The organism is Nocardia sp. PLKS1-43, from assembly GCF_059510335.1.
On record NZ_JCAJZQ010000004.1, the window covers coordinates 1 to 26,350 of the forward strand.

23 protein-coding genes are annotated in these 26,350 nt (G+C 66.9%); 18 read left to right on the top strand and 5 right to left on the bottom strand.

The genetic code is table 11. The features are described 5' to 3' along the window. The first annotated feature begins 729 nt into the window (after positions 1-729). Positions 730-1,377 (top strand): HAD family hydrolase, encoded by a 648-nt coding sequence (locus tag AC5WS7_RS15500; RefSeq protein ID WP_495955206.1) that lies wholly within the window; start codon positions 730-732, stop codon positions 1,375-1,377. Here the strand turns inward: AC5WS7_RS15500 and AC5WS7_RS15505 are convergent. Then, positions 1,374-2,540, bottom strand: coding sequence for a hypothetical protein (locus AC5WS7_RS15505; protein WP_495955207.1), 1,167 nt, complete (start codon positions 2,538-2,540; stop codon positions 1,374-1,376). The genes AC5WS7_RS15500 and AC5WS7_RS15505 overlap by 4 nt on opposite strands. Before the next feature lie 1,162 nt (positions 2,541-3,702). Here AC5WS7_RS15505 and AC5WS7_RS15510 point away from each other — a divergent pair. Then, positions 3,703-4,161, top strand: coding sequence for a pyridoxamine 5'-phosphate oxidase family protein (locus AC5WS7_RS15510; RefSeq protein WP_495955208.1), 459 nt, complete (start codon positions 3,703-3,705; stop codon positions 4,159-4,161). Between the two features lie 14 nt (positions 4,162-4,175). Here the strand turns inward: AC5WS7_RS15510 and AC5WS7_RS15515 are convergent, their stop codons facing one another. Beyond that, a complete protein-coding gene (locus AC5WS7_RS15515) occupies positions 4,176-4,604 on the bottom strand; it encodes a MarR family winged helix-turn-helix transcriptional regulator (RefSeq protein WP_495955209.1) in 429 nt (142 codons plus the stop codon). Between the two features lie 128 nt (positions 4,605-4,732). Here AC5WS7_RS15515 and AC5WS7_RS15520 point away from each other — a divergent pair, with 128 nt between their 5' ends. Next, positions 4,733-4,978: a hypothetical protein gene (locus tag AC5WS7_RS15520; protein WP_495955210.1), complete on the top strand. Its 246-nt coding sequence runs from the start codon at positions 4,733-4,735 to the stop codon at positions 4,976-4,978. Between the two features lie 70 nt (positions 4,979-5,048). Here AC5WS7_RS15520 and AC5WS7_RS15525 read toward each other — a convergent pair whose 3' ends face one another. Then, the gene (locus tag AC5WS7_RS15525) at positions 5,049-6,041 is read right to left on the bottom strand and encodes a GIY-YIG nuclease family protein (protein WP_495955211.1); all 993 of its coding nucleotides are present in this window, start codon (positions 6,039-6,041) and stop codon (positions 5,049-5,051) included. A gap of 218 nt (positions 6,042-6,259) precedes the next feature. On the opposite strand from AC5WS7_RS15525, the gene AC5WS7_RS15530 reads away from it, so the two are divergent. Both AC5WS7_RS15530 and mraY read left to right on the top strand, forming a co-directional pair. Continuing rightward, a complete protein-coding gene (locus AC5WS7_RS15530) occupies positions 6,260-6,742 on the top strand; it encodes an NUDIX domain-containing protein (RefSeq protein ID WP_495955212.1) in 483 nt (160 codons plus the stop codon). Between the two features lie 191 nt (positions 6,743-6,933). Next, positions 6,934-8,010 (top strand): phospho-N-acetylmuramoyl-pentapeptide-transferase, encoded by a 1,077-nt coding sequence (gene mraY / locus AC5WS7_RS15535; protein WP_495955213.1) that lies wholly within the window; start codon positions 6,934-6,936, stop codon positions 8,008-8,010. A gap of 6 nt (positions 8,011-8,016) precedes the next feature. On the opposite strand, the gene AC5WS7_RS15540 is transcribed toward mraY, so the two are convergent. Together AC5WS7_RS15540 and AC5WS7_RS15545 are read right to left on the bottom strand one after the other, a co-directional pair. Beyond that, the gene (locus AC5WS7_RS15540; RefSeq protein WP_495955214.1) at positions 8,017-9,021 is read right to left on the bottom strand and encodes a Gfo/Idh/MocA family protein; all 1,005 of its coding nucleotides are present in this window, start codon (positions 9,019-9,021) and stop codon (positions 8,017-8,019) included. A gap of 72 nt (positions 9,022-9,093) precedes the next feature. After that, positions 9,094-10,098 carry a LacI family DNA-binding transcriptional regulator gene (locus AC5WS7_RS15545; RefSeq protein ID WP_495955215.1) on the bottom strand — a complete coding sequence of 335 codons (1,005 nt, stop codon included), beginning with the start codon at positions 10,096-10,098 and terminating at the stop codon, positions 9,094-9,096. 260 nt (positions 10,099-10,358) lie between these two features. Between AC5WS7_RS15545 and AC5WS7_RS15550 the strand changes: the two genes are divergently transcribed. The 13 genes from AC5WS7_RS15550 (at position 10,359) to AC5WS7_RS15610 (ending at position 26,316) form a co-directional block, all read left to right on the top strand. Then, complete coding sequence (locus AC5WS7_RS15550; protein ID WP_495955216.1) at positions 10,359-11,267, top strand: TIM barrel protein; 909 nt, start codon at positions 10,359-10,361, stop codon at positions 11,265-11,267. Positions 11,268-11,338: 71 nt separating this feature from the next. After that, the gene (locus tag AC5WS7_RS15555) at positions 11,339-12,346 is read left to right on the top strand and encodes a sugar ABC transporter substrate-binding protein (protein WP_495955217.1); all 1,008 of its coding nucleotides are present in this window, start codon (positions 11,339-11,341) and stop codon (positions 12,344-12,346) included. An 11-nt stretch (positions 12,347-12,357) separates the two neighbouring features. Continuing rightward, positions 12,358-13,425 carry an ABC transporter permease gene (locus AC5WS7_RS15560; RefSeq protein ID WP_495955218.1) on the top strand — a complete coding sequence of 356 codons (1,068 nt, stop codon included), beginning with the start codon at positions 12,358-12,360 and terminating at the stop codon, positions 13,423-13,425. Next, positions 13,422-14,219: an ATP-binding cassette domain-containing protein gene (locus AC5WS7_RS15565; RefSeq protein ID WP_495955219.1), complete on the top strand. Its 798-nt coding sequence runs from the start codon at positions 13,422-13,424 to the stop codon at positions 14,217-14,219. The genes AC5WS7_RS15560 and AC5WS7_RS15565 overlap by 4 nt, the downstream gene beginning before the upstream one ends. A gap of 127 nt (positions 14,220-14,346) precedes the next feature. Further along, entirely contained in the window at positions 14,347-15,312 is a 966-nt protein-coding gene (iolC, locus tag AC5WS7_RS15570; protein ID WP_495955220.1) for a 5-dehydro-2-deoxygluconokinase, read from the top strand. A gap of 9 nt (positions 15,313-15,321) precedes the next feature. Beyond that, positions 15,322-16,215, top strand: a complete 894-nt coding sequence (locus AC5WS7_RS15575; protein WP_495955221.1) for a Cgl0159 family (beta/alpha)8-fold protein — start codon at positions 15,322-15,324, stop codon at positions 16,213-16,215. 274 nt (positions 16,216-16,489) lie between these two features. Then, the gene (iolB, locus tag AC5WS7_RS15580) at positions 16,490-17,380 is read left to right on the top strand and encodes a 5-deoxy-glucuronate isomerase (RefSeq protein WP_495955222.1); all 891 of its coding nucleotides are present in this window, start codon (positions 16,490-16,492) and stop codon (positions 17,378-17,380) included. A 163-nt stretch (positions 17,381-17,543) separates the two neighbouring features. Then, on the top strand, positions 17,544-19,385 hold the full coding sequence (iolD, locus tag AC5WS7_RS15585) for a 3D-(3,5/4)-trihydroxycyclohexane-1,2-dione acylhydrolase (decyclizing) (protein ID WP_495955223.1): 1,842 nt from the start codon (positions 17,544-17,546) through the stop codon (positions 19,383-19,385). Between the two features lie 97 nt (positions 19,386-19,482). Next, positions 19,483-19,692, top strand: coding sequence for a cold-shock protein (locus tag AC5WS7_RS15590; protein ID WP_067888569.1), 210 nt, complete (start codon positions 19,483-19,485; stop codon positions 19,690-19,692). 578 nt (positions 19,693-20,270) lie between these two features. Beyond that, positions 20,271-20,474, top strand: coding sequence for a cold-shock protein (locus tag AC5WS7_RS15595; RefSeq protein WP_040749676.1), 204 nt, complete (start codon positions 20,271-20,273; stop codon positions 20,472-20,474). A gap of 211 nt (positions 20,475-20,685) precedes the next feature. Next, positions 20,686-22,710, top strand: coding sequence for an ATP-binding protein (locus tag AC5WS7_RS15600; protein WP_495955224.1), 2,025 nt, complete (start codon positions 20,686-20,688; stop codon positions 22,708-22,710). A 328-nt stretch (positions 22,711-23,038) separates the two neighbouring features. Then, positions 23,039-24,637 (top strand): phosphoglycerate dehydrogenase, encoded by a 1,599-nt coding sequence (gene serA / locus AC5WS7_RS15605; protein WP_495955225.1) that lies wholly within the window; start codon positions 23,039-23,041, stop codon positions 24,635-24,637. Between the two features lie 671 nt (positions 24,638-25,308). After that, positions 25,309-26,316, top strand: a complete 1,008-nt coding sequence (locus AC5WS7_RS15610; protein WP_495955226.1) for a 3-isopropylmalate dehydrogenase — start codon at positions 25,309-25,311, stop codon at positions 26,314-26,316. The last annotated feature ends 34 nt before the right edge of the window (positions 26,317-26,350 follow it).

Sequence of the window (26,350 nt, forward strand, 5' to 3'; positions counted from 1 at the left end):
AGGGACTGAGGTCCCAAAGACTGCGCTGCACAACTGGGTGCACGGACGGCAGAAGATTCCGGCGCCTGACGACCTCCGAAGGGTCTACAAGCATGCGGCTGAGTTGGCGGGCATCGAGCGCATTCCGGCGTTGGATGACTTGGAGCACTGCAGGATGGCGGCGGTGGGCGAATCCGACAGGCCTGATTTGTCCTATGAGGACTGGGAAATTCGCCCCCTGGCTCATAGGGATTTGAAGGTCCACCGCCGACAACGGACATGCTCTGCGTGTGGAACTCCCTGCGATGCCTGCGGTGGTGCTGGGTCTGTTGAAGGGGCGGTTAGCGCTTCGGCCGGTGTGCCGCCTGTTACTCGGAGTGTTGCGCCGGTCCCCCCGGCAGAGGGGGACCGGCGCAACGAGCCGCACACGGATCTGCGATGGCCGGACGCCTTGCATCTGCGGGCTTTGGTCGCTGCCGGCAAGCTCGAAGACTTGAGCAGTCAGGTTCGTTGGATAGGCGCTGGTCTCAGTCCAGCGGACGCAGCAGATGCTATTGACTCATGCCGAGTCATCGACTTGCATGATGCGGCGGATGCGATCATCCACAGCGCGAGTCGCGAGCGCGAGCCGCAGGATGTGCTGTGTGTAATGAAGGCATTGGTGGATCGCGGGAGGTGTAGCGACGCAGAGGCTCTGCTCAGGCTTGTTGTGCCATGACAGTCTCGGTTGTGCGCCAGATACAGTGTGAGGTGAGCATCTTGATCCGGTCGATCATTTTCGACGTGGGTGAAACCCTGCTCGATGACAGTCGTGAGTTCGGGGTCTGGGCTGACTGGATCGGGGTTCCGCGTCATACCTTTTCAGCCGTGCTGGGAGCGGTGACTGCTAGTGGGGCCAATAATGCGGAGACGTTCCAGTATTTCCGGCCCGGCTTCGATGTGCAACATGAGCGGCAGCTTCGGGAGGAAGCCGGCGTCGGGGAGAACATCGCCGAAGAAGATCTCTATCAGGACGTCAGATCTGCGATGTCCGCTCTTCGGAAGCGAGGAGTGTGGGTTGGAGTCGCCGGCAACCAGACCGCCCGCGCGGCTGGCCTGCTACGGGCGCTCGATCTCCCCTGCGATGCGATCGCGACATCGGGTGAGTGGGGTGTTGCGAAGCCGGATTCTGCCTTCTTCGACCGTGTTGCAGAGTTCGCGCCGGGTGCGAAGGACGAGATCCTCTACGTGGGCGATCACCGGGACAACGACATGATTCCTGCTCGCGCGGCTGGCCTTCGGTGTGCGCTCATTCGGCGAGGGCCGTGGGGATATCTGTGGGCCGATGATGTTGCAGCTCGAGGGGAAGCTGATTGGGTGATCAGTTCGCTTGATGAACTGGTTGATCTGGTCACCTAGGTGCTGAGCCGGGTCAGCATGTCTTTCACCCGAGGATGACTGCTGGTGTGCTGTGGAGCGATCGCGTGTGCCTTCTGGATTGCGGTCATGGCATCGTCGCGCTTGTTGGCCTGTATGTTGGCACGGGCCAGGTCGATGTAGAAATGGGAGCGACGCTCAGCGGGGACGTCGTTGGCGGGGAACCAGTTCCGCGCGACAGTGAGGGCTGCGTCGATGTCGCCGAGCTCGATGTTGAGGGACATTCGGTGGATCTGTACTGATGACTGCCCGAAGGCGGTTCCCAGATACGAGGATTCGGCAACCGACTCTGCGGCACGTTGTGCCTCGCCGAGGTGTGCTCGTGCGACATCGGGCAGGAGCTCGCGGCCGGCGAGGACTGCTGCGCGCATGTGCAGAGTGCCGAAAGTGGCTGCGGCGCGGACCGAGTCTGTTGGATTAACACTGCACGCAGCAGCTTCGAGGAGTTTGCGTCCGGTGGCGAATTGGCGATTGCCGAAGAAGAGTTCGCTGCGGACGTAGGTTGTCGTCGCGGCCAGAAGTTCATCACCGGATCCGAGTGCGGCGTCGTACATCATGCCGATGATGCGCGCGGACAGGTCCGTGTAGCCGTACTTGTCGGCGATCGCGTCCGCGGCGCGGTATGCCTGCGCGAGAAGGGAGTTCATTTCCATGCCGGGACGTTGGAGACGCGCCCGATGCAGCTCGGTCAGTAGGGAGGGGAGTTCGCAGGCGAGTCGCAGGTAGTTCGAGTTGAGTCGATCTGCGATCACCGAGGCGACAGTCTCGCGGAGTAGCGTGACCGATCGTACCGGGCCGTCTTCAGGCATGTCGTGGGAGTCGAGGGCGCGGCGGAGATCCGGGAGCCGCGCTTCGACGGCGCTCACGGTGTCGTCTGCGGGCTGAGGCAGTGCCCGGTGCACACCAAGTGCGGTCTCGAAGCGTGCGGCTTGGTGCTCGTCCAGGCGCTGCAACAGCGTGTCCATTGCTGCGGCGAACTGGCGAACCAGTGTGATCGTGTCTCCCCGACCTTCCCACTTCCTGATGACTGCCTCGCTGAAGCCGAGCCGCTCGGCGAACTCGCGCTGTGTGATGCGGAGTGCATCGACGCGCAGTGCGCGAACTTCCCTGCCTGTCCATCTGGTCACGCTCATTGCGATCTTCACCGCCTGCGTCCGCTGGTCCGTATCTGCAGCGTAGAGGTTCCGTAGCTGCCGTGTGGCTTCAATCCCCGGCGGTGTCGGACGAACCTTGAACCAGCCCCGCCGCCGGGTTGACGAGGCCGGTGCCGATCGCCCTCGCGTGGGCGTGGTCCGGAAGTCTCCGTCGGCGGGTGCTTTTCAAGCATTCAGGAGGGAATCGAAGGTGATATCGAACGTTGTTGGTCTGCTGTCGTGTGGTGGACGATCGAGAATGCCGCCGTGGACGTGGCAGCCGCATATGGACGATGGAGTAGCAGGGGTTCGGCGGGCGATCGGTTACATCGATAGTTCATTGCCTGGGTGGCCGGACAACGAAGTGGCCGTTCATCGGCACGCGGTGCAGCTCGGATACATCTTCGCACGACTTGTTCTCTATTACAGTGCGACAGTTGATGATTCGAGTGCTCGATTGATCGCTCTCGCGTCTGTGTACAACGTGAACGCGATCGTGGTCCCGAGCCTCGAGCATCTCGGCGGCGCTCCCGGGAGTCTTCGTCATGTATGTGCTGTCGAAACTGTCACTCCCGCTGTGACATTCGCGCCTGTCGAGACCCTCGACGGTGATCGGTGACTGCGCTGGGTCTCCGGAGCAGTGCTACCGGCCGAGCGGCATTGTCGTACGTGGCCGAGGGGTGCTTTCGATATGTCTATCAGCACAATTCATCTGTTGGATGCGGTCTACAGCGATGTGCTGTGGACCGACAGGAGACAGCGGCCACCGTCGTCTGTAGCTGGAGTTCAGTGTGGTCGTTTCTGGCCGTAGTCGGCCTCAGCGTGGGCGCAGTGGCACTGGCGGCGTGCCTGTGGCCGAGCGTAGACGTGGGTAATGAGATGACTCCTCACGCGTCGAAAGCCGGTGGCGCGAGAGCCTTTGCGGGAAGGGAGCAGTGGCCGAACATACAGATTCACGCGGCACCGGGCGATCCTTTCGATGTTGCCGCGGCACACCGGAACATGCAGTTGCACTCGAGTTGTCATCTCGACACCTGTCCGCGCAAGGCTATGGCGTTGCATATTCTGGAGGCAGCCGGGCGACGGACTGCGGACCGATCTCGGCGGCTTTGAGTTCCAGGCCCACACGAGTGTCATCGGACCTGTCCGGAATCTACGGCCGTAGCGTGTAGCCGTGGATGAACGCGAGCTTCTCGAGGAGTACGTCCGGGACGCCAAGCTGATGCAGCTGTCGACGGTATGCGGGGACGGCACACCATCGGTGTGCAGCGTGTGGTACCTAGCGGCATTCAGGCCGGATCGGTTGTATTTCGTCTCCCGCACCGATCGGCTGCATTCGAACAACATTCGGCGCAACCCCGCGGTCGCGGGGGCGATTCTGGACAATCCGCCGGCGGAACTCGGGCTGACGGCTCGTGGGGTTTCGTTCACCGGGCGGGCGCGGCAGCTGCCTGGGACTGGTATCGATGACTTGGGTCGGGCGTTCGTTGCTCGCTGGCCGAAGGCGGCGGGGGTGGTGCAGGCGATGCCGGAGGGGGCGTCGCGAATGTTCGAGATCGCGGTGGGGCAGTGGGTGTTGTTCGATGAGGAGAACTTTCGGGGTGGGCCGCGCCGTGAGATCGATGGCGTGTGAAATGGCGGCAGCGCTTACCCTTCGGCTTGGACCTCGGGGATGGGCAGGCTCGCGGTCAGGTGGTCGAGTAGGGGAGTGAGCCTTCCCAATTCGGCGAGATGCAGTTCGCTGAGGGCCTCGATTCGCTCTTCTCCCAACGCCGTGGCGATCAACCGGACCACCCGTGAATCCTGTGGATCCCGAATGCGTTGCACCAGACCGGCTTCCACGGCCCGGTCGACCAGGCCGACTGCGCTGTGGTGGCGGACGGTGAGGTAGTCGGCTACCTCGCCGATGGTAGGGCCTTGGTGGTCGGTGTGGCCGGTGATCGCCAGCAGGAGTTGGTGTTGGGCGGGGGTGAGGCCTACCTGCTTGGCGCGTTCCTCGCTCCAGCGCTCGAAGCGGCGTAGGGCGGTGCGGAAGTGCAGGAGCGTGCTGTAGTCACGCGATGTCAGCTTGGGCATGCCGTTCCAGTTCCCTCGTATCGCGTACCGGTCGGTGCGAATGACTGATTGTTCACACCCTACCGCCCTTGTATCGGGTCACGACATATAAGTATCGTAGTACGATATTTGCAGAAGGAGTTGAGCCCATGGCCTTGGATATTCTGGCTTTCGCACTGCCGGTGGTCGTCCTGATCCTGGTGATCACTGGGCTGCTGATCGGCTGGTCGGAGCTGTCCGATCCGCCGACCTCCACGAACTGCGCCAACTGCGACCGGTGGATGATCAACAAGCATCACCGGGCGCATCCGATCTGCATGCGGTGCCGCGTGCAGTACCTGTTCGCCGAGCCGCAGCCGCACCCCCGGCACAGCGATCTGTACAGGATTCACTGAGGGTGATCAGCGTCCCGCCGACCGGCTCGGCGGTGGGCGGCCTTGTACCGAGCGGGGTGATCCGCGTGGGTCAGAGTTCCCCGCCGAAGTCCATCTGCTGCCGGTACGCCTCGGTCAGCACGTCGTTGGCCAGATCCTGATTGTGGTTGCGGGCGTAGCGGGAGATGCCGCGGCGCATCATCCGGATGTTGAGGCTGTAGGCGAGGTCGAAGAAGTCGTAACCGCTGGTGACCGAGTCGACGTTGATGTCCTCCTCGATCAGGTCGTACAGCCCGAAGACCCACGACCACACGCGCTGATTGCGATAGGTACCGGGTAGGGCGTGGAACAGATCGCTCTCGATGGTCAGGTCCTCGTCGGCCATCCCGTGCGGGATGTCGACGTTCATCCGGATCGTGGTGTAGAGACTGCCGTCGTCGAGTTTGCTTTCCGAGACGAACAACGTCTCCAGGCCCCCGCAGCGCAATGTCATCAGCCGGCGCCCGCCCCGCGAACGGGTCGGCAGCGCGGAGATGTTCCACAGATAGCGTTGCGTGTTCACCGGATCCGGAATCGTCTCGTTGATGTACAGCGCGATGGCGGCACGCAGCGCGGGATAGTCGTTGTGCCGGTGCAGCTCCCAGTAGCGGTGTCGTTGCTCGCCGGCGGTTCCGGTGTCCACCGTGGTGCGTGATCCGCGGTCCCAGGGCAGCACGATCGAGCGCGCGTGCTCGACCGGGACGAATTCGTCGTCGTCGTCACCGGCCAGATAGACCCACTGCTTGTTGCGCAGTTCGGTGGTCTGCTCCAGCAGCGAGATCAGGTGACGTTCGGCGAAGTCGAGGTCCTCGACCGGCCACGGTGCGAAATCGATCGTCTCGATGTCGTTCCACATCCGGGCGTGCGCGGAGAATCTGGCCGCCACGTTGACCGACTGTCCCACATACGCCTCACCGTCGGAGAAGTGCAGGACGTACAGCCCGCAGAGGGTCGTCTCCGCGACCAGAAGCGGCGTGATGGTACCCAGACCCGACACGTTGTAGCACTTGAATCGGTACTCGGGCTCGAGCGCATCGTTCGCCATGGGTCATCGATATCAGAATTGCCAGGCGGCGGGGTAATTATGCATACCTATCGATACCCATGAAACCCGGTGCGGCCCAGATGAAAACCGATCGCTCCCTGCGCCGTCCTGTGCGGATGCCGGGCGCGCGGCAGTGCCGGTATGAGATCGTGTTCGGCGAATGTACGGATCCGGAATGAAGTCTCGCATCGTGCGGGCTGGTGAGGTCGGTGGGCGACATGAATGCCTCGTTTGAGCAAACCAGTTATACCCCTGAAGTTTTCGCCCGACCGTGGCTCGCCGCCGGAGCACTGTTCGTGCGTGACGAGTCGGTACTGCTGGTGCACAAGACCTACGGCGACGGCTGGGACATCCCCGGCGGATTCGTGGACGTGAGCGAGGCCCCGGTGGAGGCGTGCCGCCGGGAGATCGCCGAGGAACTCGGCATCGCGCGGCCGCCCCGGCGTCTGCTGGTCTGTGATTGGGCACCGCACGACGGTACCGATCGGCTGCTGTTCGTGTTCGACTGCGGTCGGCTCGGCGACGAATCGGCCATCGTGCTGCAGGACAGCGAGCTGGATCGGTGGGAATGGGTGCCAGTCGCGGCGCTCGACGACTACGCGGTGCCGCGGCTGTCGAGCCGGCTGCGGCAGGCGTACGCGGCCTATCACGAGGGTCGCACGGTGTACCTGGAGCGCGGGGAGCCGTTCGTCGGGGTGTGAGCCGGTCGGGCGCGGGAATTCGGTCTGCGCGCAACGGTTGTCGCAGGCGCGTGCCGGAACCGGTTACGCGGCCGTTGGTTTCGATCTCGCGTCGTTCCGGACCGGGGCACGGCGGGTGGAAAGCGGGCATGGTTACCATCGGTGAAATCCGCCGGAGTGGTCGGCGGCTGTAGTCGGTGGTACGGGAGCGCATGAACCAGGTCCTCTTCGCGGCCATGATCGCGCTCGCGGTCTCGATCACGTTGACGCCGTTACTGATCAGGTGGTTCACCCGCAGCGATGTCGGACAGGAGATCCGCGCCGAGGGCCCGGCGAGTCACCAGGCCAAACGCGGCACGCCGACGATGGGCGGTATCGCCATCCTCGCCGGTATGTGGGCGGGGTATCTGGGCGCGCATCTGATCGGGGCGCACTACCATCCGCCGGGGATTTCGGCCTCGGGCCTGCTGGTGCTGGGCCTGGCGACGGCGCTGGGTGCGGTCGGGTTCGTCGATGACCTGCTCAAGGTCCGCCGAAGACGCAATCTCGGGCTGACCGCGGGCGGGAAGTTCGCCGGGCAGATCGCCGCGGCACTGATCTTCGGGGTGCTCGCGCTGCGTTTTCCGAGCAGTACTGGGTTGACCCCGGCCAGTGTGCACGTGTCCTATGTGCGCGATATCGATACCGTCGCCTTCGGGCTCGTCGCATTCCTGCTGGTCGTGTCCTTTCTGGTGGTGGCCTGGTCGAACGCGGTGAACATCACCGACGGGCTGGACGGGCTGGCGGCCGGATCGATGGGCCTGGCGCTGGGCGCGTACGTGGTGGTGACGTCGTGGCAGTACATCAACTCCTGTTCCACCCGGCCCGAGATCGGCTGCTACGACGTCCGTGATCCGCTCGACCTGGCCGTGGTGTGCGCGGCCGGGGTGGCGTCCTGCGTCGGATTCCTGTGGTGGAATGCCGCGCCGGCGCGGATCTTCATGGGCGACACCGGATCGCTGGCGCTGGGCGGAATGCTGGCCGGGCTGTCCGTCACCACCCGGACCGAACTGCTGACCGTGGTGATCGGCGCACTGTTCGTCGCGGAGATTGCCTCGGTGTTGCTGCAGATCGTGGTCTTCCGCACCACGCGCAGCCGGTTGTTCAAGATGGCGCCGTTCCATCACCATTTCGAGTTGAGCAAATGGGCCGAGACGACCGTCATCATCCGGTTCTGGATACTGGGCGGGATCGCCGCGGCCATCGGGCTGATGCTGTTCTACGGGGAGTATCTGCACGTCGTCGGGTGAGGCGCCTCAGCGAACCTCGGCGACCGACACCGTGCGATTGTGCCTGCGGGACAACTCACATGCCTCGGCGACGTGAAACGCTTCGAGCGCATCGACTGCGCCGCAGGGGTTTTCGGCCTCGCCGGTGGCCACGGCGGTGAAGACGGTCAGCTCCTCGATGTAGGCGCGGCGGAAGCGTTCCATGAAACCGGGGTAGGCGGGGAACAGCGGCGGCGGATAGTCCGGTTCGACCGAGCGCAGTGGTGCGCGATCATCCAGGCCCACAATGGCATTGGCGACCGAACCGAGCACCTCGAGGCGCACGTCGTAGCCCGCGCCGTTGTAGCGGCTCAGGGAGACCGTGGCCAGGGTGTCGTCGTCCAGGCGCAACGCGATCGCGGCGGTGTCCACGTCACCGGCGTCGCGGAAGAAGCGTTCACCGCGATTCGCGCCCAGGACCGTCACCTCGGTGATCTCGCGGCCCGAGACCCAGCGGATGATGTCGAAATCGTGTACGCCGCAATCGCGGAACAGCCCGCCCGAGCGCGGAATGTATTCCGCCGGCGGGGGAGCGGGGTCCAGCGTGGTGGCGCGCAGGGTGTGCAGGCGGCCGAGTTCGCCGGAGGCGACGGCGGCGCGGGCGGCCCGGTACCCGGCGTCGAAACGCCGCTGGAAGCCGATCTGCACGGGTACCCGCGAGTGCGCGAGATGATCGATCACCGCGAGCGTGCCCGCGATATCCGCCGCGACCGGTTTCTCGCAGAAGACCGGGACACCGAGATCGACGGCCGCGCTGATCAGTTCGGGATGTGCGTCGGTGGCTGTGGTGATCACCAGACCGGTGAGATCCGAGGCGAGCAGCGTCTCGATATCGGGCGCGAACGCCACGCCCAGTTTCGCCGCGGTGGTGCGGGCGCGTTCGGGCTCGGCATCGGCCACGACGACCTCCTCCACGGCGGGCAGGTTGCGCAGGATCTCCGTATGTGCGGCGCCGATGCGGCCGGTGCCTGCCAGGCCTATCCGGATTGTCATGGGGGCGTTCTCCTTTCGTGGCGGGGCGGGCGAGTCCGGGGACCCGTACGACCGGCGTGGTGTGCTCGATGGTCAATCGGCGGGTGCGGCGGTGGTCGCGCGGACGATCAGCGCGGGCTGCACGCGCCGCCGGACCGGGTCGGTGCGATCGGCGTGCAGACGTTGGGCGAGCGCCTCGATCGCGAGGCGGCCGATCTCGGTGCGCGGCTGATCGATGGTGGTCAGCGCGACGTGACGCAGCGCGGCCAGCGACGAGTTGTCGTAACCGACGACCGAGACGTCCTGCGGCACACGCAGTCCCGCATCCTCCAGCGCGGACATCGCGCCCACGGCGTTGAAGTCGTTGCCGCACACCAGGGCGGTGGGAAAGTTGTTGGGGGAGAACACCGTCAGGAGTTTGCGCACGGCCGCGATGCCCGCTTCGTCGGTGTGCTCGCTCGGCACGACCAGCGGTTCGAGGCCGTGCCGGTGCATCGCCGCGACGTACCCCTTGCGCCGGGGGGTCGCGCTGAAGGCCGCGCCCCCGTCGAAGTGCACGATGCGCCTGTGCCCCAGGGCGACCAGATGATCCACGGCCAGCGCGGAGCCCGTCTCGCCGTCGTCGTCCACGGTGTCCACGCCCGCCGCCGACGAACTGCGCGAGACCATGACGACCGGGCACTGCGTGGACGCCTCCCGAATCGCCGCGGCCGCGAGAACCGGTGAGAGCAGGATGATTCCGCCCGGCCGGAAGGCCAGCAGGCTGCTCAGCGCGGTGCGTTCGCGAGCGGGGCTGCGGCGGCCGGTGTTGAGGATCAGCTCGAGGCCGGCCTGCTGCGCAGCGCCGTCCATGGCCTCCACGACGTCGGCGAAGAACGCGTTGTGCAGATCGGAGACCAGCACGCCGACGATATTGGAGGTCCGGCTGGCCAGCGAGCGGGCCATGGTGTGCGGCCGATAGCCGAGTTCGGCGGCCGCGGCCAGGACCGCGCGGCGGCGATGGTCGCTGACCTTCGGCGAATCGCGCATCACGAGCGAGACCAGGGCGCGCGAGACGCCCGCCCGTGCGGCGACGTCCTGCATCGTCGGTCGCTGCATCGTGCCCTCTCCCGGACGGTCGGCGGAACCTGTGCGCCGACGGTACCGCGCGCCGCCGAGTCGAGCAATAGAGCGCTCCAATCGGACATTCATACCATCGTGATTTTCCGGGATTCGCCTGGATGCGGCACATTCTCCGTGGTAGAAGACCTGTAAATGCGATGCGGGGCCCTCTTGACACTACCGTGACACAGGTTACATTGTTGGAGCGCTCCAATGACGCCGAGCGTACCGTGCACCGACAGGCCGGAGCAGTTCTGATGACCGAACCGATGCGTCCGCTGCGGATCGCCGCCGCGCCGATCTCGTGGGGCGTGTGCGAGGTGCCCGGCTGGGGGCAGGTGCTGCCCGCCTCGACCGTGCTGTCGGAAATGACCGCACTCGGGCTCACCGCCACCGAATTCGGGCCGCCGGGATATCTGCCGCGCGAGCCCGATCGGCTGCGGGAACTGCTGGCTCCCTTGGGTATCGCGGCGATCGGTGGATTTCTCGCCCTCGCCTTGCATCGCGATCCGGCAGTTGCGCGTGCCAGAGCCCGCGAGAGCGCGGAGCTGTTCGCCGCGGCGGGGGCCGAGGTGCTGGTACTCGCGGCGGCGACCGGAGACGAGGGATACGACACCCGTCCGCAACTCGATGATCACCAGTGGCGAACCCTGCTCCGCACCGCCGCCGAAATCCGCGATATCGCCGCCGGCTACGGTCTGCGAACCGTTCTGCACCCGCATGTGGGCACGCTCGTGCAGACCGCCGCGGAGGTCGAACGGCTGCTCGCCGACTCGGATCTCCAATTGTGCTTGGACACCGGGCATCTGCTGATCGGCGGCGTCGATCCGGTGGCGCTGGCCCGTCGGCACGCCGATCGGATCGGGCATATCCACCTCAAGGATGTGCGTGCCGATCTCGCGGACCGAATTCGCAGCGGCGCAACGGAATACAGCGTGGCCGTGCGACAGGGACTGTTCGTGCCGCTGGGCGAGGGGGATGTGGACATCGAGGCCCTGATCCGGTGCGCGCACGCGGGCGGTTACCGCGGTTGGTATGTGCTCGAACAGGATACGGCGCTGGCGGCGGGCGACACCGCCGCCGGGCCGAGCCGGGATACCGAACGGAGTCTGCGCCGACTCGAACATATCGGCGCCGCACTGGTTTCCGCCGGAACCCAGGAATGAGCGGATCGGAGCCGGAGGCAGCGGAGCGTGACTCCGCCGACCCTCGCCGTTCCGCGCTGATAGGAGAGATGATGACAACGAAGTCCGCCCCGGCCCGCACCGTCCGATCGCGGTGGCGGCGTGTGCTGCCGTGGTTCGCCACCGCCGCGGTGCTGGCCGCGTGCAGCGGGCCCGCCGCCGAGAACACCACCACGCCCCAGGCCCCCAGTGCGGCAGGCGCGTTGACGTCGGTCTCCGTGGTTACGCACGGCAGCGCGGGCGACGCGTTCTGGAACGTGGTCAAGAACGGGGCGGATGCCGCGGGTAAGCAGCTCGGGGTCAAGGTCGACTATCAGTCCTCCGGCGATCCGACCCAGCAGGCCAAACTCATCGACAACGCCGTGGCCCAGGGGGTCGGCGGCCTCGTGGTCTCCATGGCCAATCCGGACGCGCTGCGTCCCTCGATCCAGAAGGCCGTTGCCGCGGGCATTCCCGTGGTCACCATCAACTCCGGCGAGGCGCAGAGCGTTGGCGTCGGGGCGATCGGGCACGTCGGGCAGAGCGAGGAGTCCGCGGGTGAGGGCGCGGGCAAGCGTCTGGCCGCGGCCGGAAAACACAAGCTGCTCTGCGTGATTCACGAGGCCGGCAATATCGGCGACAATCAGCGGTGCGACGGTGCGACCAAGGGGTTCGGCGGCAGCGCGAGCACGCTGCAGGTCGACATCAACAACCCGACCGACGCACAGTCCCGGATCAAGGGCGCCCTGGACGCTGACCACTCCATCGACGCTGTGCTGACGCTCAATTCGCAGGTGGCGGCGCGCGCGGTGGCCGCGGTCGGGGAATCGGGATCGGCCGCGCAGGTCGCGACGTTCGATCTGAACAGCGAGGTCGTCGACGCCATCAAATCCGGCAAACTGCTGTTCGCCATCGATCAGCAGCAATACGAGCAAGGCTATCTGCCGATCGTGATGTTGCAGCTGTACAAGTCGAATCGCAATACCGTCGGCGGCGGCGCGCCGGTGCAGACCGGTCCGGCGTTCGTGGACAAGGACAATGTCGACGCGATCGCGACGTTGGTGTCGCAGGGCACCCGCTGAGAGGCGATGAATTGAGTACCGCCGCAACGTCTTCGGAATCGGCCGCCGCGCAGGGTGCTGCGCCGGAAGCGGTCTCGGGCCCCACGCTGCTGCAACGGGCGATCGTGCGGCCCGAGATCGGAGCGCTGCTCGGCGCGCTGCTGGTGTTCGTCTTCTTCAGCGTGATCACCGACAGATTCCTGAGCCCGCTGGGCATCGCGAACTGGCTCGACGATTCCTCGACGCTGGGCATCATGGCGGTCGCGGTGGCGCTGTTGATGATCGGCGGGGAGTTCGATCTGTCGGCGGGCGTGATGACGGCCTCGACCTCCCTGGTCACCGCGCTGCTGGCGGTGCACGCGGGTTGGAACGTGTGGTTCGCGCTGCTGGCCTCGCTGCTGTTCGCGCTGGCCGTGGGCGCGTTCAACGGATGGGTCGTGATGCGGACGGGGCTGCCGAGCTTCATCGTGACGCTCGGTACGTTCCTCGCGTTGCAGGGCCTGAATCTCGGTGTGACCCGGCTGGTCACCGATACCGTGCAGGTCGCCGGGATTCGCGGCGCGGCGGGATACTCCTCGGCCGGTGCGGTTTTCGCCTCCACGATCGATCTGGGCGGCACCCGCATCCAGGCGTCGGTGGTGTGGTGGATCCTGCTGACTGTCCTGGGCTCGATCCTGTTGCTGCGCACGCGATTCGGCAATTGGACGTTCGCGGTGGGCGGGTCGCTGCCCAGCGCCCGCGCGGTCGGCGTGCCCGCGGTGCGGACCAAGATCCTGCTGTTCATGGGGACCGGATTCGCCGGGTGGGTGGTCGGCTCGTGCGGCATTCTGCGGTTCGGCAGCGTGCAGGCGAATCAGGGCGTCGGGCTGGAACTGCAGTTCATCATCGCGGCCGTGGTGGGCGGCTGCCTGCTGACCGGCGGATTCGGGTCGGTGATCGGTGCGGCCCTCGGTGCGCTCATCTTCGGAATGGCCAGGCAAGGCATCGTATTCGCGCGCTGGAACGACGACTGGTTCATGTTGTTCCTGGGCGTGCTGCTGCTCGCGGCGGTATTGGTCAACAACGCATTCGGCAAGCGCGCGGAGAGGATTCGGCGATGACCGAGACGTCCGAGGTGACCCCGCTGATCGAAACCGTCGGCGTCACCAAGAGTTACGGCGGCGTGGTCGCGCTCGAGAACGTGTCCATGGTGGTGAACGCCGGCGAGGTCACCTGCGTTCTGGGTGACAACGGGGCGGGAAAGTCCACGCTGATCAAGGTTCTGGCCGGGGTGCATCAGCACGATTCGGGTGAGCTGCTCGTCGAAGGGGAGCCGACCCGGTTCGCCAACCCGCGGGCGGCGCTCGATCGCGGAATCGCCACGGTCTACCAGGATTTGGCGGTCGTGCCGCTGATGAGTGTGTGGCGCAACTTCGTGCTGGGCTCCGAGCCGACCTACGGGGTCGGGCCGCTGCGCCTCCTCGATCGTGGTCGCGGCCGCGAGATCGCGCGTAAAGCGCTGTGGGACATGGGCATCGAGATCCGCGATATGGAACAGCCGGTGGGTACGCTCTCGGGCGGACAGCGGCAGTGTGTGGCGATCGCACGGGCGGTGCACTACGGCGCGAAGGTGCTCATCCTGGACGAGCCGACCGCCGCACTGGGCGTGAAACAGGCCGGGGTGGTGCTGCGGTACGTCGTCCAGGCGCGCGATCGTGGTCTCGGGGTCGTGCTGATCACGCACAACCCGCACCACGCCTATCCCGTCGGTGATCGCTTCCTGCTGCTCAAACGCGGCGCGTCACTCGGTTCGTACGCCAAGTCCGAGATCGACCTGCCCGAGCTGACCCGTCAGATGGCCGGTGGCGCCGAACTCGCCGCGCTGGAACACGAATTGGAGCGGGTGACCGAATGACCGGGAAGGGGTCGGACCGCGACGATGTGGCGATCCTGTCGACGTGCGGAGTCTCGAGCCCATCAGACCCGAACACACCATCGGGGTACGGCGATGGTGGGGCCCTGCTCGCGGGTGGTGAACCGACGTGAGCGAGCTGGAGGTCCTGACGATCGGGCGGGTCGGGGTGGATCTGTATCCGGAACAGAGCGGTGTTCCGCTGGCTCGGGTCCGGACGTTCGCGAAGTCGCTGGGCGGCACCGCGACCAACGTCGCGGTGGCCGCCGCCCGGCTCGGGCGGCGCAGTGCGGTGCTGACCAAGGTCGGGGCGGACGGGTTCGGTGAGTACGTGCGAACGGCGCTGGGGGAGTTCGGAGTATCCGCGCGGTACGTGTCCACCTCGGCGGATCTGCTGACGCCCGTGGTGTTCTGCGAACTGAATCCGCCGGCCGATCCGCCGTTGCTGTTCTATCGTGCCCCGATCGCGCCGGACCTGACCCTGACCGATGACGATATCCCTTGGGACGTGGTCGAATCCGTGCCGCTGCTGTGGGTGACCGGCACCGGCGTCAGCACCGAACCCGCGCGCGGCACCCAGCACCGCGTGCTCGAACGGCGTGCGCGACGCGGACACACCGTGCTCGATCTGGACTACCGGCCGATGTTCTGGCCGGACGAGGCGACCGCTGGGCAGGAGATCGGCGCGCTGCTGGATCACGTGAACGTGGTGGTGGGCAACAGAACCGAGGTGAAAGTGGCGGTCGGCACCGACGATCCGGGTGCGGCCGCCGAGCGGCTGGTGGCTCGCGGCGTCGAGCTCGCGGTGATCAAGTGCGGTGCGGACGGCGTGTTCGTCGCCGACGCGGCCGGGCAGCGGTGGACCGTACCGCCGTGCCGGGTCGAGGTGGTGTGCGGACTCGGTGCGGGTGACGGATTCGGCGGTGCGCTGGTGCACGGGCTGCTGGCGGGCCGGCATCCGCGGCGGGCCGCGGAGTACGCCAATGCCGCTGGGGCGCTTGTCGCTTCACGCCTGGCCTGTGCGGACGCGATGCCCACATCCGCCGAGATCGAGGAGCTGTTGCGCCGGAACCGGCGTGCCGAGGAGAGCGTATGAGGAGATACGGTGCACCTGACCGACGAACGCTGGCGTGAGCTGTTGCGCGTGCGCAGCACCGAACCCGGGGCGGTCGCGCGTGCCTATGCCGCGCGCCGCCGCCGCGAGCGGCTGCTGTCCGAGCAGGGCACGTTGTTCCTGGTGGCGGCGGACCACCCGGCTCGCGGTGCGCTCGGAGTCGGTTCGGACCGCACCGCCATGGCGGATCGGCGCATGCTGCTCGAGCGACTGCTGATCGCTCTGGACAATCCGGCGGTGGACGGCGTGCTCGGCTCACCGGACGTGGTGGAGGAACTGCTGCTGCTGGACGCGCTGCACGACAAGGTCGTCATCGGATCGATGAATCGCGGCGGCCTGGCCGGTGCGGACTGGGAGATCGAGGACCGGTTCACCGGATACGATGCCCGGTCCCTGGTCGAGTTCGGCCTCGACGGCGGCAAAATGCTGCTGCGGCTGGTGGATTCGGACCCGCGCACCATCCCGACCCTGCGGGCGTGCGCTCGCGCGGTCTCCGAACTCGCCGCCAACGGACTGATGGCGATGGTGGAACCGCTGCCCTATCATCGCGACGAATCCGGATCGCTGGTGATGCACAAGGATTCGGCCTCACTCCAGCGCGCCATCACCATCGCCTCGGGCCTCGGCGTGACCTCCGCCTACACCTGGCTGAAAATTCCCGCTCCGCAGGATGTCTCGGTGCTCGACGCCACCACACTGCCGGTGCTCCTGCTCGGCGGTGCGCCCTCGGGGGACCCGGCGACGGATCTCGCGGCATGGGGAGGCGCACTGCGGCACGAGGTTTCGCGCGGCCTCGTGGTCGGCCGCAGTCTGTTGTATCCACCCGACGGCGATGTCGCGGGCGCGGTCGACGCCGCCGCACGAATACTCACGGAGGCGCGATGAACATCTCGCACTACTCGACCGGAACACGCTGGGCGGGTGCCGCTCCCGATCTGCTGAGCATCGAGGCTGGGGGATCGGCTCGTCCCGAAGTGCCGTCGGCCGCCGACCGGTCCGGCTGTGCGCGAAGTCGTGCGGTGAGCCGATTTCCCTTTTCCGCCGGGACGTTGGAAGTCTGTCATGTTCCCGCATCGCCGACCGACAAGGCCGTGGCGCGGCGTACTCGGCAGCGCTCATCTGCCGGACAGTCTCGTATCGAGCGCAGGGGCGTCGCGCGATGAGCCGGTTGCACCGCCCCGCGGGCACATCGGCGGACGGCGACGATCCGCTCCTGCTGACCGCCGAGGCCGCGGGGTGGACCTACACGGGTCTGCGCGTGCTGAGGCTGCCGGCGGGGGAGCCGCGACGGGTGCACACCGGCGAATACGAGGCGTTCGTCCTTCCGCTCAGCGGTGGCTGCACCGTCCGGGTGGATGGCGAGAGCTTCGAATTGACCGGCCGGGAAACGGTTTTCACCCGCGTCACCGATTTCGCCTACGTCCCGCGTGAGGCCGAGATGGAGATCGTCTCCCGATCCGGCGCGGAGATCGCGCTGCCGATGGCGCGCTGTGAGCGGCGTCTGCCCGCGAAATACGGTGCGGCCGAGCATGTTCCGGTCGAGGTGCGGGGCGCGGGCCGGGCCACCCGGCAGGTCACGAATTTCGGCACGCCCGGGGCCTGGGAGCACGCGGACAAACTCAATGCCTGCGAGCTCATCACACCGGACGGGAACTGGTCCTCCTATCCGCCGCACAAGCACGACGAGGCGAGCGAGTGCGAGGTCGTGAACGAGGAGATCTACTACTTCCGGATCGCCGGACGCGATGCGATCACACCCGCCCGGGAGGGGTTCGGCATGCATCGCACCTACACCCCCGACGGCGAGCTGGAGGAGAACGTCGCGGTGCGCGATGGGGACGTCTTTCTGATACCCCACGGGTATCACGGGCCGTGCGTGGCCGCCCCCGGCTATCCGATGTACTACCTCAACGTCCTGGCGGGCCCGGCGCCCGAGCGATCCATGGCCTTCTGTGACGATCCCGCGCACGCCTGGATCCGCGACACCTGGTCCGAGACCGCGCCGGACCCGCGCTGCCCGGTCACCGACCACCGCGGACGCGTGTGCTGACCCGGCGTCGGACCTCCGGCATCGCCGCGACCGTCCGGCCCGCGGTCGCCCGGAAACCGGTTGGTACGCGGCGCGTCACGGTGGGTACTCGCCGAACGCGGGCCGGAATGCGGGCAGACCGGCAGCAACTGAACCGTAGGACCGGCACGACGAGGAGCAACGGATGCGACTGACGACCGCGCAGGCACTGGTGGCCTGGCTGATCGCCCAGCGCTCACAGACACTGGACGGACGCGAGGTGCCGCTGTTCCCCGCGGTGTTCGCCATTTTCGGCCACGGCAACGTCCTGGGCCTGGGCACGGCGCTCGAGGAACGCCGCGATGTGATCCCGGTCTGGCGTGGGCATTCCGAACAGGGCATGGCCCTGGCGGCGGTCGGTCTGGCCAAGGCCGTGCACCGCCGGCAGGTCGGCGTGGTCACCTCCTCGATCGGGCCCGGGGCGTTGAACATGGTGACCGCGGCCGGTGTCGCGCACGCGAATCGGCTTCCGCTGCTGCTGCTTCCGGGGGACGTGTTCACCGGTCGCGGGCCCGATCCGGTCCTGCAACAGGTCGAGCACTTCGGTGATCCGACCGTGACCGCCAACGACGCGTTCCGCCCGGTGAGCCGCTATTTCGACCGCATCACCCGGCCCGAGCAGCTGCTCGCGACGCTGCCGCAGGTCGCGCGGGTGCTCACCGATCCCGCCGATGCCGGACCGGTGACGCTCGCTCTGCCACAGGATGTGCAGGCCGAGACCTTCGATTTCCCGGACGTGCTGTTCGAGCCGGTGGTGCACACGGCCCCGCGGCCGCGCCCCGATCGCGCCGCCGTCGCGGCGGCGGCGCAGGCGCTGCGCTCCGCGCAACGTCCGCTGCTGATCCTCGGCGGCGGCGCGCGGTATTCGGGAGCGGGACCGCTGGCGCTGGAAATGGCCGAGCGGCACGGCATTCCGGTCGTGGAGACCACCGCCGGGCGCACCCTCGTCGCACACGAACACCCGCTGTACGCCGGGCCGCTCGGCGTCACCGGATCGGCATCGGCCGATGCCCTTGCGGCGCAAGCGGATCTGGTGCTCGCGGTGGGAACTCGTCTGCAGGACTTCACGACCGCGTCGTGGACGGCCTTCGCGCCCGACGTCCGGATGATCACGATCAATGCCGCGCGCTTCGACGCGGTCAAACGTGGCGCCCTCGCGGTGGTGGCGGATGCCGCTGCGGCGCTGGAGGATCTGGAGCCGGAACTGTCCGGTTGGCGGGTGGCTCGGGAGTGGACTACTCGTGCGTCGGCGGTACGCGGCGATTGGGACGACTACATCGACAGCCTGCGCGCGCCGACCCCCGGACCGCCGACGTACGCCCAGATCGTCGGCGCGGTCAACGATCTGAGCGAACCGGGCGATTACGTGATGACCTCGTCCGGCGGGCTGCCGGGTGAGCTGGTCGGCGGCTGGCGGGCCGGAGGTGGGCAACCCACGATGGACGTCGAATACGGATTCTCCTGTATGGGTTATGAACTCGCGGGCGCGTGGGGCGCGGCCATGGCACATCGGCACGGGCTGGTCACCACGCTGCTGGGTGACGGTTCGTATCTCATGCTCAATTCCGAGCTGTTCTCCGCGGCGTTCGCCGGTCATCCGTTCGTCGCGGTCGTCTGCGACAACGACGGATACGCGGTGATCGCCCGTTTGCAGGAGGGGCAGGGCGGCAACGGTTTCAACAATCTGTACCGCGACTGCCGCACCAATCATCCCGCGCCGCCACGGGTGAATTTCGCCGCGCACGCGCATTCGCTGGGGTGCGTGGTATTCACCGCCACGGGCGCGGACGAATTTCGCGAAGCCTATGCCCACGCCCGGGAGGCGGCCGTGCGGCAGTCGAGACCCGCGGTGGTCGTGGTGCGCACGCATCCGTCGGCATGGACCGAATCCGGTGCGTTCTGGCAGGTCGGCGTGCCGGAGCAGCTGCCCGGCCACGAGGCCCACGAGACCGCGATGACGCGTCAGGTGAGATATCTGCGTCCGTGAGCTGAACGGCGCGGTGCGCGACGCGCCGAATCAGCCTGGACTGCCGTCGATTGCCTCGCTATGGTTCGGCTGGCTCGACGGCGAGAAGGTATGTGATATGGCACTGGGCACGGTCAAGTGGTTCGACACCAAGAAGGGTTTCGGGTTCATCCGTCAGGACGACGGCGGGCCCGATGTCTTCGTCGACTACACCGAGCTGGAAGGTACCGGCTTCCGGTCGCTCGTCGAGGGACAGCGGGTGGTGTTCGAAATCCGTCATACCAAGACCGGGCCGGAAGCCAGGAACGTCCGGAGCGTACAGAACTGATTGTGTGTGTCGTGGCACACAGTTCCGAAAATGTGTTGCCCGGGTCACCTTTCCGCAATTCTGGCTAACGAGTGTTTCAAGGTGCTCGATATTCCTGTCGAAAGCCGGTTCGGCCGGATGACGACAATGAAAGGAAGTCAATGATCCCCGTTATCATCGACACCGGTTCCGCCGCTGTGCACGGACTGTTCAACACCGGCAGCGCCGCGTTCCACGGCATCCTGAACACGCTGTGGACCGGGTCTTTCGGCGGCTGATCTCGCACGACTGCGGAGTGAATCGACTGGGCGGCCGGTCTCGAACAATAACTGTCCGAGACCGGCCGCCATTTATATCGATTCGCTGGCGCGGTCGGGTGGCGCGGGACCGCGAATAACCGGATCGGTCGCCCGATTTTCCTATATCGGTATGATTACAGGTGCTCATCCGGGGTCCTGTGGATCTGCTGGCATACCGGCCGCAAACGCTCGTTCCGCGAAATCACAGTGGCGCGGAAGCCGCCGGGCATGGCAGTCTGGAACATCGAGACCGGGTTCGGCGGACGTTGGCCGGCCTGGCTCGTCTACAGAAGGTATGAAATGGCGCAAGGCGTAGTGAAGTGGTTCAACAGCGAGAAGGGCTTCGGGTTCATCGCTCAGGACGACGGTGGTCCGGATGTGTTCGTGCACTACTCGGCTGTTTCCGGTAGCGGCTTCCGGTCGCTCGACGAGGGTCAGCGCGTGGAGTTCGAGATCGGCCAGGGCCAGAAGGGTCCGCAGGCCCAGGGCGTTCGCGTGATCTGAGTCACCTGACTTCAAGGCTCCGCACCATTGTGGTGCGGGGCCTTTCGCGTTTCCGGGGCGCGTCTTCTCCCCGGTTGGGCCGCCGAATCCGGAATCGGCTTGTGACGACCTGGACGTTTACCGTTCAACCCCTGGTCAACGGGGCCACGCAGCATGGTGGCAGTGGTGGTGGCTGAACAGCGGCTGCCCACGGGCAGCGGAAGGCCCGACCATGGAAGAAGATGTGCGGTCCGACCACAAGTACACGATGCGGATCAGCCGGCTGGCCATCGACAAGCTGGGAATCCGCCTCTACGACCGGGTTTCGGCGGTGCTGGCCGAACTCATCGCCAATTCCTACGACGCCGACGCCAGTGAAGTGGCGGTCTGGTTGCCGTGGGGAGTGACCCTCGCGGGCACCGTGCGCGGCGCGCAGGAGACGCCCTACGAGATCGTCGTGACCGACAACGGCCACGGCATGACCGCCGACGAGGTCAACGAGCACTATCTGATGGTCGGTTCGGACCGGAGAATCCGCACGGGCTCGGATCTTTCGCGGGAGCGCGGCCGACCGGTCATGGGCCGCAAGGGAATCGGGAAACTGGCCGCATTCGGCATCTGCCGGACCATCGAGGTGATCAGCGCGGGCAGCGGCGAGCGGGATCGCACCGAGGCCGGATGGCCTGTCTCCCATATCATCCTGGACCTGGACGATATGGTGCACGACACCGAGAGCGACTACTACCCGTCGGTCGGCCCGTTGGACGGCACCGTCGCCCCGCAGCGCGGCACGACCGTCGTCCTGCGCGACTTCTTCCGCAAGCGAGTCAATTCCGGTGCGGAACTGAATCGTCAGCTCGCCGCGCGTTTCGGGATCGAGCGTCCGGACTGGCGGGTCGAGGTGCACAACAGCGCGCCCGCGACGCAGGAGCCGGAGAGTTTCATCCTCAGCGATCTGCCCATCGACGTGATGGAGGAGACGCGGATCGATGTGGCCTCGCGCCCGGTGCGCGCGGGCCGGCAGTATCTGCCGGTCACCGGCTGGATCGCCTACTCCCGCCATCCCTACCGGGACGAGGCGATGGCGGGCGTGCGGATCTACGCGCGTGGCAAGATCGTCGCGCAGACAAGGGATTTCGGCATCGCGGCCGGATTCACCGGCGAGTACAAACTGCGTTCCTACCTGGTCGGGGCCATCCACGTGGACTGGCTCGACGACGAGGAGGATCTGGTGCGCTCGGACCGGCAGGACATCATCTGGAACTCCGGCCGCGGGGAGGCGCTGGCGGAGTGGGGGCGCGCCCTCATCGCCGAGATCGGCAGGATGGGTGAGCGCTCGATCCGGCGTCGCGTATGGGAGGAGTTCGTCGACCGATCCAGCATCTACCGGAAGCTGGAGGCGATCGCGCCGGGCGACAAGGTGTTTCGCGAATCGGTGACCGCGGCGGCGCGAATCCTGGTGGCCAACAAGGACCGTGCCGCGCTGGAGGACCCCGGGCACGTGGAAAGCATTGTGCGCCTGGCCTTGTCGCTCGGACCGCAACGCAGCCTGCTCGATACGTTGCGGCAGATCGCGGAGGATTCCGATCCGCGCCTGGACGTCGTCGTGGCGCTGTTCGAACGCGCCCGGGTCGCGGAGATCTACTCCCTGGGGCAGATCGCGGGAGAGCGAGTCGCGGTGGTGGACAAGCTGCACGCGCTCATCGACGATCGCCGCTCGCTCGAACGTCCCTTCCAGGAACTCATCGAGCGCGCGCCGTGGCTGCTCGCACCGGAATGGACGCCGCTGGGGATGAACGAATCGCTCACCCGCGTCCGCGCGGCCTTCGAGCGTTGGTACGCACAGAAATTCGGTTCCACCCTGGTGACCACCTCGATCGGCAGCCCCAAGCGCGAACCGGATTTCGTGCTGCTGCACGACGCCGGCGAGCTGTGGATCGTGGAGATCAAGCGGATGGACTACCACCTCACCGACGAGGAGTACAACCGCGCGATCAACTACCTCTACGCGCTGGACACCTTCCTGACCGAGAATCCGCGCATCGGCGATCAGTTCCCCCGACGCCGCCTGACCTTCATCGTCGACCACATCGACCGGCTGCGCCCCGCCTCCCTCTCCTCCCTGGACAGCGATGCCCGTATCGACCGCCGCACCTGGCGCGAACTGCTGGACTCCACGCTGCGCGCCCACCGCGACTTCCTCGAGCGGGTGTACGCGATGCGCGGGCTGGACGAGGAGCGAGCGCAGGCGGGATAGGGGCCAGGCCATTGTCTCCGGGTGCTCCCGGCCAGCACTTCGGCGGCGTCGCCGGGAATGTCGCTCGCGCGGTGGTGTGCTGCGCCGCTTCCGGCTGCCGCTCGTGGACGTGTCATGTCGTTCTGCGGGTGCATGCGGCGGGCGGGCGGAGGTGGAGGCGAGACCGCGTCCGATGCTGAGGGGCGCACCCGTTCCGGAATCGGTGAGACCGAGGTCACCCCCTGTGCAGGGCGCGAGCCGATCCGCCCACCCGCACTCCCCGGCGCAGACGAGCCCATTAAGCTTGGCCCCGGTAAATGCCGATCCCCCTCTTCCAGGAGTGCCTCCAGTGAGCCAAAATGGCCGTCCCGTTGTTTTGATCGCCGACAAGCTCGCCCAGTCGACCGTCGATGCGCTCGGCGACGGTGTCGAGGTGCGCTGGGTCGACGGGCCCGATCGGCCCGCTCTGCTGGCCGCGATGCCCGAGGCCGACGCACTGCTGGTCCGCTCCGCCACCACGGTCGACGCCGAGGTCCTCGACGCCGGCCGGCGGCTGAAGATCGTCGCGCGGGCCGGTGTCGGCCTGGACAACGTCGACGTGCCCGCGGCCACCGAGCGCGGCGTGATGGTCGTCAACGCGCCGACCTCCAACATCCACACCGCCGCCGAGCACGCGGTCACCCTGATGCTGTCGACCGCGCGCCAGATCCCCGCGGCCGACGCCACCCTGCGTGAGCACACCTGGAAGCGCAGCAAGTTCAACGGCGTCGAGATCTTCGGCAAGACCGTCGGCGTGATCGGCCTCGGCCGCATCGGTCAGCTTTTCGCGGCGCGGCTGGCCGCCTTCGAAACCAAGATCGTCGCGTACGACCCCTACGTCTCGCCGGCGCGCGCCGCGCAGCTGGGTATCGAACTGCTCGAGCTGGACGAGGTGCTCGCCCGCGCCGACCTGATCTCGGTGCACCTGCCCAAGACCCCCGAGACCAAGGGCCTGCTGTCCGCGCAGAAGCTGGCGCTGACCAAGCCGGGCGTCATCATCGTCAACGCCGCACGCGGCGGGCTGATCGACGAGGCCGCCCTCGCCGACGCGATCAAGTCCGGTCATGTGCGCGGCGCGGGCATCGACGTCTACGAGACCGAACCCTGCACCGACAGCCCGCTGTTCGAACTGCCGCAGGTCGTGGTGACCCCGCACCTGGGCGCGTCCACCTCCGAGGCGCAGGATCGCGCGGGCACCGATGTGGCCAAGTCCGTATTGCTCGCTCTCGCAGGCGAATTCGTTCCCGGTGCGGTGAACGTCACCGGCGGCGCGGTGGACGAGTTCGTCGCGCCGTGGCTGGAGATCGTGCGCAAGCAGGGCGCGCTGCTGGGTGCGCTGGCCGACGAGCTGCCGGTCAGCCTCGAGGTGCAGGCGCGCGGCGAGCTGAGCGCGCACGACGTTGCGGTGCTGGAACTTTCGGCGCTGCGCGGCATCTTCTCCGCGCTGATCGAGGATCCGGTCACCTTCGTCAACGCCCCGTCGCTGGCCAAGGAGCGCGGTATCGAGGCGACCGTCACCACCGCCACCGAGAGCCCCTCGCACCGCAGCGTGGTGGATCTGCGCGCGGTGTTCGGCGACGGCCGCACCCTGAACGTCTCCGGTGCGCTGACCGAGCCCGAACTCGTGCAGAAGATCGTCAACATCAACGGCCGCAACTACGACATGCGCGCCGAGGGCCTGAATCTCGCGGTGCTGAACTACGAGGACCGGCCCGGCGCGCTCGGCCGGATCGGCACCGCCCTGGGCGAGGCCGATATCGACATCCAGGCCGCCCAGCTGAGCCAGGACGTCGACAAGGAGGGCGCGACGGTGATCCTGCGGGTGAACACCCAGGTCCCCGCCGACGTGCAGGCCGCCATCGCGCAGGCCGTCGGCGCGACCAAGGTTATCCAGGTCGACCTGAGCTGAGTCCGTGCGCGAACCGTTCCCTGACGGGATCGGTTCGCGCACAGTGCTTTTCGCATACCGGCCGCGTCCCGATGAACGCACATCGCGGAGCCGGGCCGCGCCGCTACATTGCGGTGCCCGATGTATCGGAGCACTCCTAGGTGCGTGCCGGACTATGACGGACAACGAATGTCCGGCGGTGTCGGCGCGTGCCCGGTCGTACGAGTCTCAAACCGTCCGGGGGTGGATGCGTGCGCTGGGGTGGGCTGGACGTTGCGATCCGCAGCATCGCGTCGTGTCGAACCGTGGCGTGCAACGAATGTCCGGTGGTGTCGGCGCGCGTCCGGTCGTACGGGTCCCAAACTGTCCGGGGGTGGATGCGTGCGCTGGGGTGGGCTGGACGTTGCGATCCGCAGCATCGCGTCGTGTCGAACCGTGGCGTGCAACGAATGTCCGGCGCGCGTCCGGGCGCGCGAGTCCCGATCTCACGGATTGAGAGCGGCTCGCCCTGGTGACGGCACCGATTCGGGCTACGGATAAGGTGGCCGATGCTTGCGATCGGCGCGTGTGATCGCATGGCCGATCGGCTCGGTTCCGCGGCACTTGCCGGGATCGTGCCGCTCGGCCGGACCGGCTGATTCGGCCACATATCCGGTATGGGCCACGAGCGTGAACGAACGGAGCGTTGTCATATGAAACTGGCTGTTATCCCCGGTGACGGTATCGGTCCCGAGGTCATCGCCGAGGCGCTCAAGGTGCTCGACGTGGTCGTGCCGGGTGTCGAGAAGACCCATTACGACCTTGGCGCCAAGCGATACCACGAGACCGGTGAGGTGCTGCCGGATTCGGTGCTGCCCGAGCTGAAGCAGCACGACGCGATCCTGCTCGGTGCGATCGGCGATCCGTCGGTGCCCAGTGGCCTGCTGGAGCGGGGACTGCTGTTGCACACCCGGTTCGCGCTGGACCACCACGTGAATCTGCGTCCGTCGCGGCTGTTCCCGGGCGTGCGCAGTCCGCTGTCGGGCGATCCGGCGATCGATTTCGTCGTCGTGCGCGAGGGCACCGAGGGGCCGTACACCGGCACCGGCGGCGCGATCCGCGTGGACACCCCGCACGAGGTCGCCACCGAGGTCAGCACGAACACCCGGTTCGGCATCGAACGCGTCGTGCGGTACGCCTTCGCCGCCGCCCAGCAGCGCCGCAAGCATCTGACCCTGGTGCACAAGACCAATGTGCTGTCCTTCGCCGGTTCGCTGTGGCAGCGCACGGTGACCGAGGTCGGCGCGGAATTCCCGGAGGTCGAGGTCGCCTATCAGCACATCGATGCCGCGACCATCCACATGGTCACCGATCCGGGCCGCTTCGACGTGATCGTCACCGACAACCTGTTCGGCGACATCATCACCGATCTGGCCGCCGCGGTCTCCGGCGGCATCGGGCTGGCCGCCTCGGGCAATATCGACGCCTCGGGGGTCAACCCGAGCATGTTCGAGCCCGTGCACGGCAGTGCCCCCGATATCGCCGGCCAGTCCAAGGCCGACCCCACGGCCGCGATCCTCTCGGTTTCCCTGCTGCTGAACCATCTCGGCCGGACCGACGAGGCCGCCCGCATCGAATCCGCTGTCGCCAAGGATCTGTCCGCTCGCACCGGCACTGCTTCCACCGTCGAGATCGGTGACCGGATCGCCGCCTCGGTCTGAGTTTCGGCAACCAGGCCCCGTGTCCGAATGTCTT